This window comes from Rheinheimera soli, from assembly GCF_021290985.1.
Lineage (GTDB): Bacteria > Pseudomonadota > Gammaproteobacteria > Enterobacterales > Alteromonadaceae > Pararheinheimera > Pararheinheimera soli.
The window spans coordinates 92202-105580 of record NZ_JAJOYU010000006.1 but is presented as its reverse complement, the minus strand read 5'-3'; the positions used below and the strand labels follow the sequence as shown (position 1 = coordinate 105580).

The 13379-nt window shown below is 47.1% G+C and carries 14 protein-coding genes; 9 read left to right on the top strand and 5 right to left on the bottom strand.

Annotated elements, in window-relative coordinates:
* Positions 1-65: 65 nt before the first annotated feature.
* The gene (locus LSG37_RS06370; RefSeq protein ID WP_233079084.1) at positions 66-809 is read right to left on the bottom strand and encodes a dienelactone hydrolase family protein; all 744 of its coding nucleotides are present in this window, start codon (positions 807-809) and stop codon (positions 66-68) included.
* A 147-nt stretch (positions 810-956) separates the two neighbouring features.
* Between LSG37_RS06370 and LSG37_RS06365 the strand changes: the two genes are divergently transcribed.
* The 3 genes from LSG37_RS06365 to LSG37_RS06355 all read left to right on the top strand — a co-directional run bounded on the left by LSG37_RS06365 (position 957) and on the right by LSG37_RS06355 (position 2189).
* A complete protein-coding gene (locus LSG37_RS06365; protein ID WP_233079083.1) occupies positions 957-1664 on the top strand; it encodes an SIMPL domain-containing protein in 708 nt (235 codons plus the stop codon).
* A 26-nt stretch (positions 1665-1690) separates the two neighbouring features.
* Positions 1691-1921 (top strand): lipoprotein, encoded by a 231-nt coding sequence (locus LSG37_RS06360; protein ID WP_233079082.1) that lies wholly within the window; start codon positions 1691-1693, stop codon positions 1919-1921.
* A 79-nt stretch (positions 1922-2000) separates the two neighbouring features.
* Entirely contained in the window at positions 2001-2189 is a 189-nt protein-coding gene (locus LSG37_RS06355) for a hypothetical protein (protein WP_233079081.1), read from the top strand.
* 153 nt (positions 2190-2342) lie between these two features.
* On the opposite strand, the gene LSG37_RS06350 is transcribed toward LSG37_RS06355, so the two are convergent.
* The 3 genes from LSG37_RS06350 to LSG37_RS06340 are packed head-to-tail and all read right to left on the bottom strand — an operon-like array spanning position 2343 to position 5252.
* Positions 2343-3296 carry a metallophosphoesterase family protein gene (locus tag LSG37_RS06350; protein WP_233079080.1) on the bottom strand — a complete coding sequence of 318 codons (954 nt, stop codon included), beginning with the start codon at positions 3294-3296 and terminating at the stop codon, positions 2343-2345.
* Positions 3297-3321: 25 nt separating this feature from the next.
* Positions 3322-4353 (bottom strand): AraC family transcriptional regulator, encoded by a 1032-nt coding sequence (locus LSG37_RS06345; RefSeq protein WP_233079079.1) that lies wholly within the window; start codon positions 4351-4353, stop codon positions 3322-3324.
* On the bottom strand, positions 4353-5252 hold the full coding sequence (locus LSG37_RS06340; protein ID WP_233079078.1) for a GGDEF domain-containing protein: 900 nt from the start codon (positions 5250-5252) through the stop codon (positions 4353-4355). Before LSG37_RS06340 ends, LSG37_RS06345 begins: the two co-directional genes overlap by 1 nt.
* A 198-nt stretch (positions 5253-5450) precedes the next feature.
* Here LSG37_RS06340 and LSG37_RS06335 point away from each other — a divergent pair, with 198 nt between their 5' ends.
* The 3 genes from LSG37_RS06335 to LSG37_RS06325 all read left to right on the top strand — a co-directional run bounded on the left by LSG37_RS06335 (position 5451) and on the right by LSG37_RS06325 (position 10851).
* Positions 5451-8204, top strand: a complete 2754-nt coding sequence (locus LSG37_RS06335; protein WP_233079077.1) for a TonB-dependent receptor — start codon at positions 5451-5453, stop codon at positions 8202-8204.
* A 14-nt stretch (positions 8205-8218) separates the two neighbouring features.
* The gene (locus LSG37_RS06330; protein WP_233079076.1) at positions 8219-10180 is read left to right on the top strand and encodes a phytase; all 1962 of its coding nucleotides are present in this window, start codon (positions 8219-8221) and stop codon (positions 10178-10180) included.
* Between the two features lie 278 nt (positions 10181-10458).
* The gene (locus LSG37_RS06325) at positions 10459-10851 is read left to right on the top strand and encodes a response regulator (RefSeq protein WP_233079075.1); all 393 of its coding nucleotides are present in this window, start codon (positions 10459-10461) and stop codon (positions 10849-10851) included.
* Here the strand turns inward: LSG37_RS06325 and LSG37_RS06320 are convergent.
* On the bottom strand, positions 10848-11195 hold the full coding sequence (locus LSG37_RS06320) for a HopJ type III effector protein (RefSeq protein WP_233079074.1): 348 nt from the start codon (positions 11193-11195) through the stop codon (positions 10848-10850). The genes LSG37_RS06325 and LSG37_RS06320 overlap by 4 nt on opposite strands.
* Before the next feature lie 75 nt (positions 11196-11270).
* On the opposite strand from LSG37_RS06320, the gene LSG37_RS06315 reads away from it, so the two are divergent.
* The 3 genes from LSG37_RS06315 (at position 11271) to LSG37_RS06305 (ending at position 13326) form a co-directional block, all read left to right on the top strand.
* Positions 11271-12281 carry an SPM autocatalytic domain-containing protein gene (locus tag LSG37_RS06315; RefSeq protein ID WP_233079073.1) on the top strand — a complete coding sequence of 337 codons (1011 nt, stop codon included), beginning with the start codon at positions 11271-11273 and terminating at the stop codon, positions 12279-12281.
* Between the two features lie 93 nt (positions 12282-12374).
* Entirely contained in the window at positions 12375-12818 is a 444-nt protein-coding gene (locus tag LSG37_RS06310; RefSeq protein ID WP_233079072.1) for a hypothetical protein, read from the top strand.
* 160 nt (positions 12819-12978) lie between these two features.
* Positions 12979-13326 carry a hypothetical protein gene (locus tag LSG37_RS06305; RefSeq protein WP_233079071.1) on the top strand — a complete coding sequence of 116 codons (348 nt, stop codon included), beginning with the start codon at positions 12979-12981 and terminating at the stop codon, positions 13324-13326.
* The last annotated feature ends 53 nt before the right edge of the window (positions 13327-13379 follow it).

The following is a 13379-nucleotide window of genomic DNA, read 5'->3' as shown; positions in this document are numbered from 1 at the left end:
GTAAGGAATGGCTGCCATTTTACGACGTTAAGCAAAGCCAAAGCCAGAAAAACTGCCTGTAGCAGCTACATCTGGCGAAACAAAGCCAAAGCCTGCTGGTAATTTTGCAAAGCTAAAGCAGCATCATAACGCTCCCCTTCATCTCGCATAAAGGCATGCTGAGCATTGTATTCATACCAGCTGAAATGAACTTTGGCCTGGGTCAGTTGTTGATACACTTTTTGCCGCCCTTCAGCAGACACATGAGGGTCTTGTTTGCCCCAGACCATCACCAGTTCGCCCTGAATATCAGCGGCACGGCTTAACGTCTGCGGGCCTTCGCCACAAGGTAAAGTATCACTGTGTAAATCTGTGGCATACAAGCAATAAGTGGCTTTGATAGCCGGATTGAGCGCTGCACGAAATGCCAGATGACCGCCAATACAAACGCCCATAGCGCCCACTTCAGGCCGGACATAAGGCAGACTTTTTAAATAATCCAACATGGCCTGATTGTCGCTGTCATAACTTTCCAGCGGCTTAGTCCATTTATCCTGATTGCCTTTGTCTTTGCCTGCATCGTCATAAGCCAGCACTGTGCCCAGTGGATTCAGCTCATGGAAAATTTCAGGCACCAGCACCACAAAACCATGACTGGCAAGCAGTGCAGCACTGCGGGCTATAGGAGCAGTTTGCTGGAAAATCTCGGAATAAAACAAAATAGCCGGAAAGGTTTTACCCAAAGTAGCAGCCCCTAATGGCTGATACTGATACACCAGCATAGGCCCGGTTGGCGTAGTTAAGGTGATTTTTTTGTGTTCAATTTGCATAAAAAAAGTCGTCTGCTGAGAAGGCTGGGCAGCCATCATAAATAGCTAAACACAAAGTCACCAGCTTGTTTTTACTATCAGTAAAGTATTAATCAGCCATTCAGCTACTCTGCATACACTTAGCTTATCTCAAAATAAGGAGTTTATATGATCCAGTCCCGTTCATGGGTTGCAGCAGCAGTTCTGGCTTTGGGTATAGTTGCAGGCAGCGCTATTTTAGCCAGCAGCCTGATCCAGTTCAGAGCTATGGAGCGCGTTGTGCAGGTCAAAGGTTTAGCTGAGCGGGAAGTTGCCGCAGATACGGTGATTTGGCCTATTAAATTTAACGATGTCGACAATAACCTGACCACGCTGGTGGCTAATGTTGAGCGTAAAAACGAGCAAATTCAGGCGTTTTTAAAACTGCAGGGCTTTAGTCAAAAAGAGATCTCTGTGGGTGTGCCACAAATTGTCGACCGTCAGGCTGGATACTACGACCCGAATGCCAATCAGATGCGTTACACCGCCAGCTCTATTGTCACCGTATACAGCAGCAATGTCGATTTAGTGCATCAGGCCATGGCGAAGTTACTGGAGCTGAGTAAAACAGGGATCGCCATAGCGGGGCAGGATTATGACAGTAAGCCCGAATTTATTTTCAGCGGTTTAAACGAATTAAAACCCGACATGATTGAAGAGGCCACCCGCAATGCGCGTGAAGTGGCGACTAAATTTGCCGCAGATTCACAAAGTAAACTCGGCAAAATTAAAACCGCCAGCCAGGGTCAGTTCAGTATCAGTGACCGTGACAGCAATACGCCTTATATCAAAAAAGTCAGAGTGGTCGCGACGGTTGACTACTACCTGTCAGATTAGTAACGATTCTACAAACGGAGCTTATGATGAAAAAAGCATTGTTTTTGACCAGCAGTATTGCAATTTTACTGACATTAACAGGCTGTGTGGTGCGTGGCCCCAGTGTCTGGGTTGAACCAGCAGGCTATTACGGCACTGCTGTGATAGTTGAGCCAAGACCCACTGTAGTAGTGGTTGAAGAGCGCCATTATCATCAGGACAGGCACTATCATAAAAAGCAAAAAAAACATAAACGCCATTATCATCGTCACCACTAAATCAACTTCAGGCCGCGATTGTACAATTGGCTGAATTGAAACTAAGCTAGCAGAGCTAGTTTAAATAAAAGGGAAAACAATGCGTATCTATTCAGCTTTAATTGTTACAGCAGTACTGATGTCAGGTGTAACAGGCTGTGCAGTCAGAGGACCCAGTGTCACAGTGGAGCCACCTAAAGTGATCATTCCTGGGGTGGTCGTTGAAGGCCATGGTCATGGCAAGAACAAACATTGTCCGCCGGGCCAGGCGAAAAAAGGTAAGTGCTAGTTTTTGACTTTTTAATTTTTTGATTTGGCAGGAAGTGTGGAAAGGCCGGAGCTTTGTGATTTCACAAAGCTCCGGCCTTTTTATTTTATACCTTAAACTGCCCTAACGAGGTCAGGTTCTGACACTCAACAGCATTGCCGTTGACTGCCGCTGTTAGGAAGCGCGCTTTATGCTGAAACTGTAACTATGCTGTGGCAGCGGTGTCGCAACGCCCGTCTGGTAAGTGTCGACCTGCATTATGCCTTTATCATTCAGGCTGAAGACTCTGAACATAGGGGTATGTTTGGTCTCATCAGGAATTTTGGTGCGTTCCAGCGCTGGAATATGTAAGTAGTGCACCTGCCCTATCTGCTTGGAGTGCGCCACTCTGTCCATATCCATATGTAAATCACCTGAAATAACTGCAACCAGATTGGGCTGAGCTATCACTTCTGCAAAACCAGCATGATGAATACCTTTTTCTGCATTTTCAGGATAAACACCGGCTTGGGCACCATGCACAATTAACAGCACTGCTTTGTTATTTAAGCGCTTTAACTCGCCAAGGATCCAGCTGATGCCTTGATCATTAAAATCACGGCCATGATCTGGTGAAGCAAAAACCAGAGCCACTTCATCATACTCCAGCACATAACTGGGTGAGTCGATCGTCACTTTGCCTTGGTTCCACAGATTGGCATACTGCATAAAACGCTCTACTGTACTGCCATGTTCTTCATTACCCATAATAGGATAAAACGGCAGTTTCAGTTGTTGCAGTACTGGTGTCGCATTTTCATATTGAATTTCTGTGCCTTTGTGCGCAATATCGCCCACCCCAACCACAAAGCTTAGCTTCAGAGGTTCAGTCAGTTTGTTCACATCGGCTACTGCTGCAGCCAAATTTGGAAACTGGGGTTCAGGTTTAGGTTCGGCATCACCCAATACAGCAAAAGCCAGCACTACGGAGCCCGCTTCTGCTGGTGTTGCTGCGACTGGCGCTGTCACTGGTACAGCTTGTGCCTGTGGGTTTGGTTGTTTCGTCTCTGTTGGTGAGTCTGCTGGAGAGCAGGCGCTCAGCAACACGCTGAGTACCAGAGGTACAAAAAGGCTGAAACTGGTTTTCATAGATAGTCCTGTCAAAAGTTGCGGGTTAATTAAAATGGAACATGCCTTTAAAGCTGCTGGGAATTAATCCTGTCCAGCGTTTAAAGGCACGACGAAAGTTGTGTTCATCTGAATAGCCCAGCTTCAGGGCTAGTTGGCGGTTTGAATACTGGCCTTGTTGCAGTAAATTGCGGGCAGCGTCACGACGCACTTCATCTATTAAACGGGCAAAATTAGTGTCATGCCGACTGAGCAAACGTTTAAGTGTGCTATTGCTCAGTCCCAAAGCCAGTGCCACCTGCTCCTGACTCAGCAACTGAGGCAAAGCGCGCTGTTGCAACCGACAAATACTTTCCAGTATTCCTCGTTGTTTTATCAACACATGGTTTAGCTGACGACAGGTTCGTCTGGCCGCTTTAAATTGCTCAGCGTCAGCATCACTAAAAGCCTGCTGCCACAGGGCCAAAGGAATACGTAAAGTATCACAGGGCTGATTGACACTCAGCTCACAGCCCCATTGCAACTGATACTGCAATTGCTGTTCAGCACAAGCCTGCTGTAACTGCACACTAACACCGGTCAAAGACCCCAATTGCTGCTTGATCAGGCTAAGCAACAGCGAACATAAAATGGTCAGCATAAATGGCCGCTGCGACGCTAAACCCAATGCTGCTTTAAACTCAATCACTAGATGGTCATTTTGCTGGTAAAGCCTGGCGTAAAAGCCTGGAAACAACTGATGACGGAAGTAATACAAATGACAGAGCGCCTGCTTCAGGTTTTTTGCGTACTGCAAACTTTGGCAAACGGCAATATAACGGCTGTTCAGCATAGCGCTGCCCAATAAAAAAGGCAGCTCAGGGCTTTTCAACTGATGCTGGCAATTGTGCAATAGCTTCAGCCAATCTGCATGGTGCAGTCGTCCATGCGGCCTTTGTAAGTCCTGCTCAAAAATACCAGTGCCACTTAATAACTTATGCAGTTCAACTCCACGACGCTGAGCTAATGCCAGCAACTCTGTACTGCCATGTTGCAGCAACAGAATTTTGTCGTGAGAATCAAAGTGGCGTGCTGGCATCAGACAGGCTGCAATCTGAATTCAGTGCTCTGTTTAGCAGCGACCAACATCGAAAGCGCGGTTTTAAGCGCAGCAGAGGCCGAATCCTGACTCACTTGCATAGCGGCCATAGTCAACTCAGGTCTGCCTTCTGCATCCGTCAGTTGCTGCACCTGCTGTTGCAAATGCTGAGCTATGATCTGAGCTGCAGCTTCAGCTGTATCGGGTAAAACAGCCACAAAACAATCTCCGCTGTAGCGACAAACCACATCACTGTGGCGTAACTGACTTAGCAGCAACTCACTCAACTGGCTCAGATAATGATCACCTGCAGCTATGCCATGACGTCGGTTAAAATCGGCGAAGTTGTGAATATCCAGCACTAACAGGCTTAACGGCTGACGCTGGCTCTGATGCAATTCAACTTCCCTTTGCAACACAGCCAGTAAATACTCAGCACCATACAGCTGAGTTAAAGGGTCAATTAATTCATGATTGCGTAAAAACAGCTCCCGTCCACGCAATTGCCGATTGATAGCCCGCTGTTCCCTGTGCCAGCCAATCAAGCCATAAGTGAGTACCAGCATGCCAATAGGCGCAGGCAAAGATTCCAGCCAGCTCATCAGCCGGATTTCTTCCGGGTATTGAATAAACTCGTCAAGTAAATCAAGAAAGTACGAGTACACCAGCAATAAGCTGCCGTAATACAGCCACTCTGTCACCCGCCCTGCCGGACGACTGCTGATAATCAGCCCCAGCCAGCCACAAGCAACCAGTAAGGTCGTGCCTTCCCCCAGCACATCCACCCAGTCAAATTCATAGCTTTGTTTGGCATAACCACAATAAAGCGCGAGCAGAAAACCGCTAAGCAAAAGCAGCAGGCTGCATATTAATTTATAGCGATGTTGGCGCCACGTCATACTCAGGTCCAGACAAATAAAAACCATTCTGCGGTTGGCGCATGACAATTACATGACAAAGTGAAGCCAAGACAGCAGCAGGCTGAGCGGTAAAGACCCGGGTCAGCAGCGCTCAACCAAACAGGTTCAGAAGCGGTGTTTTGTCACAGAGCAACGGCACACTGGCTCACAGTTCTAATAAGCACACTGAGAGCACACATGAAACTTAACTATCGCCCGAACCTGTTGGCCTGCGCCGTAACACTGGCTTGTAGCACATTATCTATGGCCCTGCTGGCCGATGCGGATGTACAAGGCCGGATCACGGATAACCGTAATAGCCTGCTGACTGGCGCTGAAGTCAGTATCCCTGAATTAAAACTACGTCGTACTACAGGTGCAGATGGCAGCTTTCATTTCAACCAGTTACCTTCTGGCACCTATACCCTGCTGATCAATTACCTCGGTGCAGCTCCGGAAAAAAGGGTACTGGTGGTTGCAGATACTCATCAGCGCCTGGGTGATATCAAACTGCTTTCAGCCGGCAATTCTGTTGAGCATATAGAAGTGGTCGGTCAGTCTGGTGCCATTAGCAAAGCATTAAACCGCCAACGTAACGCCAATGGCATTGTGACAGTGGCAAGTACGGATGAAATGGGCCAGTTCCCGGATAGTAACGTCAGTGAAGCACTGCAACGTCTGGCAGGTTTATCTGTAGAGCGGGATCAGGGCGAAGGCCGTTTTGTTCGGGTTCGGGGTTTAGCGCCGGACTACAATGCGGTGACTTACAACGGCACTCAACTGGCAGCGCCTGAAGCTGGTCGCCGTGCTGTAGCTTTGGACGTCATTCCTTCTGACTTACTTGAGTCGGTGGAAGTGAATAAAACTTTGACTCCGGATATGCCAGCAGGCTCTTTGGGTGGCACAGTAGAAATCAAAAGTTTATCTGCCTTTGATCGCAGCAACGACTTTTATTCCGCCACAGTAGAAGCAGGCCATAACGAGTTGCAGAGTAAAACCAGCCCTAAAGTGTCAGGTGTGATCAGCAAGATTATGGATCTGGGTGGCGAAACTGACGTCTTTGGTGTGGCTTTGGCTGCCAGTTTTGCTGAACGTAAGTTTGGCTCTGAAAACGTTGAAAGTGGCGGCGCCTGGGATTTTGAAGAAGGCCTGGAAGAATTTGAGTTAAGGGACTACAGCATCAGTCGTGAGCGTTTGGGTGTGGCACTGAATCTGGACTACAGACCAGGCAACAACAACGACTATTACCTGCGTACTCTGTACAGCCGTTTTAGCGATACAGAAGAACGTCAGGGCATGATCGTTGAACTGGCCGATCCGCTTTTAGCAGGCGATACAGGTGAAGCAGCGCTGATCCGTTCCTTAAAACAACGGGAAGAAACTCAGAGTATCAGTGCTTTTGTACTGGGTACTAAACAAACGTCAGGCAACTGGGAGTGGCAACTGGAAGCTGGTGCCAGCAAAGCAGATGAAGATACGCCATTTAATATTGGCGCTGCCGACTTTGAGCAGGAATTTGACGAAGGTGTAGGCTACAGCGGCAGCACTATTTTACGACTGACAGCGCCAGCAGAAGCTTATTTGGCCGATGGCTATGAGTTAAAAGAAGTCGAAATGGGCGACACCTATGCCAAAGAGACTGAACGTAATGTCAAATTTGACCTGAGTCGCGAATTTACCCAAAGCCAGGGCAGCATGATCCTCAAAAGCGGCGCTAAATTCAGCCAGCGTGAGAAAACAGCAGATGAAGACATCTGGTTATTTGAAGATTTTGAAGACTTAGGTGTCAGTGCATTGAGCATGGCCGATTATGCTGGTGGACAGGTAGATTATGGCCTGGGCTCTATAGGTCAGGCCGTCAACAGCAGCGACATCTATCAATTAGTGAACAGCCTGAACCGTGATGATTTTGTGGATGAAGTTGAATCACAAATTAATGACTATCAGGTGGATGAAGATATCAGCGCCGCCTATTTGATGGCACAGTGGGAACGCGATAATTGGCAGCTGATCACTGGTGTGCGTTATGAACATGAAAAACGCGATGCTCTCGGCAGCCGTTATGACGCCATCAACGAAACCTTTAGTGCCAATCAGGTAAAAAATTCTGAAGGTTACTGGTTACCGGCCCTAGTGGCACGTTATAACCTGTCGGAGCAAAGTATAGTCCGCGCTGCCTTCAGCACAGGTTTGGTGCGCCCTAACTTTGAGCAACTGTCACCCGCCTTCCTGCTGGAAGAAGATGACGACGAGCTGGAAGCGGCTTTTGGTAACCCTGAATTAGAAGCCCTGACATCCAACAATTTTGACCTGGGTATTGAGCACTATGCCGATAAGCTGGGTGTATTGTCTGCCATGTTATTTTACAAAAAAATTGATAATTTCATCTACGAAGCCGACCTGGCTGGCCGGGGTGAATATGCTGATTTTGCTGTGGCAGAAACCTATGTCAACGGCGGTAAAGCAGATTTATATGGTATCGAACTGAACGCTGTGCATAAAGTTTCAGGTTTTGGCAACTGGCTGGATAACCTGCTGCTGTCGACCAACCTGACGCTGACGGATTCAGCCGCCGATATTGAATGGTTTGATGATGGTACTTTGTTCAGTCGTGAAGTGGCCTTACCCAGCCAGTCCGATAAAACAGCGAACCTCAGCCTGGGTTATGAAACCGACGTAGTGAGTCTGCGCCTGGCTGCTAACTATAAATCTGATTATCTGGCTGAAGTGGGTGATATCACCGACCAAGAATACGACGTGCACGCTGATGATCATATGCAGGTTGATTTCACCAGCAAATGGACAGTGCAACCAGGCATGCAGCTTTACTTTAATGTCGTCAACGTCAATGACGAACCTTATTATGCGTACACAGGGCGTAAGCCTTATAACTTCCAGTATGAGCAATATGGCCGCACCTTTGTGCTGGGTCTGCAAATCACCAACTGGTAAGTAAGGAAAACAGCATGATATCGACTACAGATTTTTTTAAACTCAGCATCATCACTCTGGCGCTGAGCACTGTACTGAGCGCCTGTCAGGCCGATAAAGCCCAGCAGCAAGTTGCAACATCAGCTTCTGCTGCAACAGCGTTGAACGTCAAAGCCAGCCATTACCATCAGGTACAAGTTGCAGGTGCAGAGTATCAGCTCTTCACCGATGGTCAGGGCTTACAGATCAAGCTGGGCGAGAGCCAACACAGCAGCTACAGCGGCAGCTTTAACCGTCTGACCCTGCAGCCACTGTCAGCAGACAGCCTGCTGGTCGCGGCAATGGATAGCAACGACAATAGCTTGTACTTATGGCGTTTTTCACCCAAAGAACAAAAGCCTTTAGTGCTGATAAGACAGCAACTGATCAGCAGCAGAGTGGTAGAAGACTTGTGTTTTTATCAGAGCCACGAAAATCAGCAATTGAGCTTATTTTTACTGGGTGGCCGCGGTGGTGCTGACCAATTATTGCTGCAACAAAAGCAAGAGTGGCTGGCAGAACCCTTGGTAATACGTGAATTGAATGTGCCTTATGACAGCAAAGCCTGCGTTGTGGATCAGCACACTGCTGCGCTTTATATCTCTGAAGCTGACAGAGCTATCTGGTCTTATCAGGCAGAGCCAGAAGCAGATGAAGGCCGCAGTTTAGTTCAGGTTAATCAGCCATTTGGTCAGCTGCAAGGCGAAATTATGGCATTGCAAGTGCTGCCAGACAGCAGCCTGCTGGCGCTGGAAGAAGAACCGGCCAGACTGCTGCATATCAGCAGCAAAGGTGAAGTGATAAGCCAAAACATGGTTCCGGCCTTTAGTGCCGCCAGTGGCTTATCTGTTAGAGTGCAAGGCAACAGCACAACAGCCTATATCAGCAATGAAGATGCAGATGCGGTGCAACCTCTGACACTGCAGGAAACCATGAAGACTGCTGTAGCCACAAAACCAGCCATGGTGCAAGTAAAACCCACTTTGCAAACCGAAGCGGCCAGCCAACGGGGTGATGTGATGGATGACCCAGCTGTCTGGCATCATCCTTCCCAACCAGAGCTGAGCCTGATCCTCGGCACCGACAAACGCGCAGGCCTTGATGTGTACAGTATGCAAGGCAAGCGAGTGCAACAACTGGCCGTCGGACGTTTAAATAATGTGGATGTGCGTTACAACTTAAGCTGGCAAGGCAAAAAACATGACATCGCCACAGCCAGTTTACGCGATGACAACAGCCTGCAACTTTTTGCTATTGATCAGCAAGGGAAATTGCATAATGCCGGCAAAGTGCCAACCTCAATGCAAGAGATTTATGGCCTGTGCATGTACCAGGATGCCAAAACTGGCACCCCTTATGTTTTTGTTAATGATAAATCTGGCTTAATTGAGCAATACCGCATCGACAGCAATGGCACAAACTGGCAAGGCACTTTAGTGCGTTCTTTGCAGGTGCCAAGTCAGCCTGAAGGCTGTGTTGCCGATGATAAGCGCGGTATTTTATTTGTTGGCGAAGAAGATGAAGCTGTATGGCGTTTTGCAGCAGGTGCAGAAGCCGACAGCAAAGGTGAGAAAATCATTTTGGTTGATGACAAGGTTCTGGTCGATGATATAGAAGGTATAGCTCTGGCTGAGCACAATGGAGCCAGCTATCTGGTCGTTTCCAGTCAGGGCAACGACAGCTATGTGATTTACGATGCAGCACCACCTTATGCACAACGCCTGCACTTCAGAATTACCACTAACCCACAACTGGGCATAGATGGCGCTTCTGAAACCGATGGTCTTGAAGTCACAACCCGCTCTTTAGGCCCTGGTTTTGAACAAGGTGCTTTGATAGTGCAGGATGGCCGCAACCGGATGCCGGAAGCAGGCCAGAATATGAAACTGGTGCCCTGGCAGAGCTTGCTGCAAGAGTTGCAAAAGCAGAACCAAAGTAACCAGAGCCAAGATAAATAGCACTAAAATAAAGAGTGCCAAAACGAAATTCTTTCTTTACGGCTTACTATAAAAAGCAGCAAAGCGACTGGTTTAGCTCAAAAAAGCCAGTCGCTTTTTTATTTTTTATAGCGTTCAGACACCACTGTTTTGCCCGGCTTTATCACCACTGCAGCTTATGTATTTTATCCGTTACTCTGCTGAACTGGTTTTATCAGGAAAATATCGTTTATTTATTGCGCTTTTAGCTAAATCACGACATGCTTAATCAGTAAATGCCCCAAGCAAGGATGTTGCGCATGACTATAGATCAATCCTCTATTCTGATCGTCGATGACGTCAGTTCTGTTCGTTATTTCTTAACTCAAAATTTGCGTATTATGGGTGCCGAAAAAGTGGCAGAAGCCAGCACAGGGCAACAAGCCTTGATGGCCATCAGCACTGATCATCCTGATGTGATTTTTCTGGATATTGAATTACCGGACAGTAACGGCCATGAGCTGTTAAGCCGTATTAAAGCATTAGAACCTAAGTGCCATGTGGTCATTATGTCTGCACACAGCACTGTGGAAAATGTAAAACGCAGTGTCGAAGGAGGAGCCAGTGGTTTTATGGCAAAACCTTTTACCCCGCAAAAAATTCAGGCAACGATGAATCGTATCTGCAATCTACCCCAAGCCCAATCCGCTTAAACGGATTTTGGGCTTAAAGCCTGACCGCTGAACTCAATGCCATCCCAGCCGTGCTGCATGAACTGACGGATATTGGCGTGATCTGAGCCTGCCGGGCTGGATAACACATCTACACGGTAATAATCACCAAACATCTGCAAAGCTTGTGGTTCCGACAAACGGTGCAACAACGCAAAAGCTAAAATCTTGCAGGAACCATTGTTTTCACCAGCGGCATTGTGTTTATCGCCATTCTGAAAAGCAGTTTCAGTAAAATCGTATAAGCTTTCAATCAGCTCTATGCTTTGCTGAAAACTAATGCTGTCTGGATCTGTCGTCAACTGACGGAAAAAATTTTCTAACATGATTAAGGCCCTGATTAAAGTTTGTACAATTATGGTCGATACAGTCGTTAAGCCTAAGTAAGAGGGGGAGCCAAAATGCAAATCCTCAGCATCAAGCAACAACAGAACTCCAGCAGTCAGCAGTTATTGTATTCAGGTCGCACTGTGAGTCCAGCGCGAAATGACAGCTTAACTGTAACAAAGGATAACAGAAGTTTAACTCAGACTTCTCTGCTACCTTCAGCTAATGTTATTACTGCAGAAAACAGTGCAGCATCAAAGCCGGAAGACACAACGCAAGCTACAAGTGACGATGGTCTTTTTAACGCTGTATATTCCATTGGCACTATTAAACGTTTGCTGGAACAACTGACAGGTGAAGAGTTAAAAAGCTGGGTAGACCCGGCAGAATTAAACCGGGCCTTGAATGGCTCAACCACAACCCCCCAGCCAGCGCAGCTTGAAAATCAAAATGCTTCAGGCGTGACTATCCGTGAGTGGTCCTATCGTTATGAAGCCGTCAGCGCAGATTTCTCAGGTTCAGTAGCTCTGGACGATGGCAGCAGTTTTAGCTGGTCGATGCAATTTGCCATGAGCTACGAAGCATTCAGCTACAGTGAACGCACAGAACAGCCGATGAAAGACCCACTGGTAATGAGCTTTAACGGCCGCCCTGTTGAACTGACGGGCCAAACTACAGCTTTTCATCTGACAGACAATGCCAAACATATTCAGCAACTTGCACAAGGCCAGTATTATCTGGCCAAAGACAGCAATAACAATGGTGTGGTTGATTCTGGCAAAGAATTATTTGGCCCCAGCACAGGCGAAGGTTTTGCCGAACTGGCCGCTTTTGATGAAGACCAAAACGGCCTGATCGATAAGCAAGACCCTATCTGGGAAAGTTTATGGTTATGGCGCCCGGAAGATAAAGGCTTGTACAGCTTAAAAGAGATGGGGGTCACAGCCCTGAGCGTCGATTCTGTCGCAACACCTTTTAGCTTAAGGCACAAAGACGAACTACAAGGCCGGCTGGAGCGCAGCTCAATTTTTATCACCGAAGATAAAAACGTAGGTTTATTGCAGCAGATTGATTTGAAAGTCTGAGGGACAGAAACAAAGCTTGTCTCAGAAATTGACCTTGGTTCTGCAACTATGTAGTGTATTTTCATAGCCTAAGCCTATGGAAAGTTATAAAAAATGGAATTTGAACTGCGGGAACGAAGCCAAAGTGCAGGTATAAAAGCGCTGAAAATCATCCTGTTGAATATAGCACTGTGGACAGCAACCTTTATTGGCTACCACTACATCTCCGATGTCCTCAGTTCAGGGAATAGCAATGCAGGGAAACTGGTCGCAGTGATTGTAATGGGGCCAGCCTTAGCTTTGGTGCTTTCAATACAAGTCGGGATCAGGCCGCAGCGCATTTTTGTTGCCAGTGAGCAAGGTATTCAATTTGGTGATCCGGTATCAGGTATGAAGCGCTATTGCTGGAAAGAAATCAGCTGTTTTGAGTTATCCCCTGACTCCAAATTATTAAAGCTAAGTTTAAAAAACACTGATCAAGCAGAAATTATTCCGCTCAAGCGTTACGGCATTAATCAGCAACAATACGACAGACTGATTCAACTGGCCCAAAATTAATCTGAGGGCCACTTGTTCCCTAAATGTGCAAATGCCATTAGTATCAGATAGACAACTAAAGAGCGCCCCATAGTTTCACAGACTTTGATCCATTGTGAACGCCAGATAAGGCGGTAAAAAGTCAGCTGCTTTCCCCTTCATAGTACATAAGGACATTAAAATGAAAATTAAGGTAAGTTTATTAGTCGCCTCTTTATTGACCTCTGTGGCCTGTTTTGCCGCTGAGACCTATCAGGTTTCGACTTCTTTTTTTAAGAATGGTGAGTTAGTTGCAGCCCCCATGCTGATCGTAGAGGCGGACAAAACGGCATCCTTTACTCTAGGTGATGACTTTAGCTACAACTTAACGATCACACCAAAGCAGGATCAAACTGTCGGTGTTGCAACTGCAGTTACCTTTGGTAGTGACACTATAAAGCCGTCATTTATCCTGGCCTACGATAAAGAAGCGTCCATGGAAATTGGCGATAAAAAACTGACACTAGTGGTAAGCAAAGTGGGCAGCTAACAAGCTGCGGTATTCGGGGCCTAAGGCCTTGCAACCTTCACCAGATCAAGCGG

Coding starts and splice junctions, on each gene's coding strand:
- LSG37_RS06340 (WP_233079078.1), bottom strand. CDS start 5,252: ATGACGTGGCGCCAACATCGCTATAAATTAATATGCAGCCTGCTGCTT.
- LSG37_RS06315 (WP_233079073.1), top strand. CDS start 11,271: ATGCAAATCCTCAGCATCAAGCAACAACAGAACTCCAGCAGTCAGCAG.
- LSG37_RS06350 (WP_233079080.1), bottom strand. CDS start 3,296: ATGAAAACCAGTTTCAGCCTTTTTGTACCTCTGGTACTCAGCGTGTTG.
- LSG37_RS06345 (WP_233079079.1), bottom strand. CDS start 4,353: ATGCCAGCACGCCACTTTGATTCTCACGACAAAATTCTGTTGCTGCAA.
- LSG37_RS06370 (WP_233079084.1), bottom strand. CDS start 809: ATGCAAATTGAACACAAAAAAATCACCTTAACTACGCCAACCGGGCCT.
- LSG37_RS06360 (WP_233079082.1), top strand. CDS start 1,691: ATGAAAAAAGCATTGTTTTTGACCAGCAGTATTGCAATTTTACTGACA.
- LSG37_RS06325 (WP_233079075.1), top strand. CDS start 10,459: ATGACTATAGATCAATCCTCTATTCTGATCGTCGATGACGTCAGTTCT.
- LSG37_RS06355 (WP_233079081.1), top strand. CDS start 2,001: ATGCGTATCTATTCAGCTTTAATTGTTACAGCAGTACTGATGTCAGGT.
- LSG37_RS06310 (WP_233079072.1), top strand. CDS start 12,375: ATGGAATTTGAACTGCGGGAACGAAGCCAAAGTGCAGGTATAAAAGCG.
- LSG37_RS06330 (WP_233079076.1), top strand. CDS start 8,219: ATGATATCGACTACAGATTTTTTTAAACTCAGCATCATCACTCTGGCG.
- LSG37_RS06365 (WP_233079083.1), top strand. CDS start 957: ATGATCCAGTCCCGTTCATGGGTTGCAGCAGCAGTTCTGGCTTTGGGT.
- LSG37_RS06305 (WP_233079071.1), top strand. CDS start 12,979: ATGAAAATTAAGGTAAGTTTATTAGTCGCCTCTTTATTGACCTCTGTG.
- LSG37_RS06335 (WP_233079077.1), top strand. CDS start 5,451: ATGAAACTTAACTATCGCCCGAACCTGTTGGCCTGCGCCGTAACACTG.
- LSG37_RS06320 (WP_233079074.1), bottom strand. CDS start 11,195: ATGTTAGAAAATTTTTTCCGTCAGTTGACGACAGATCCAGACAGCATT.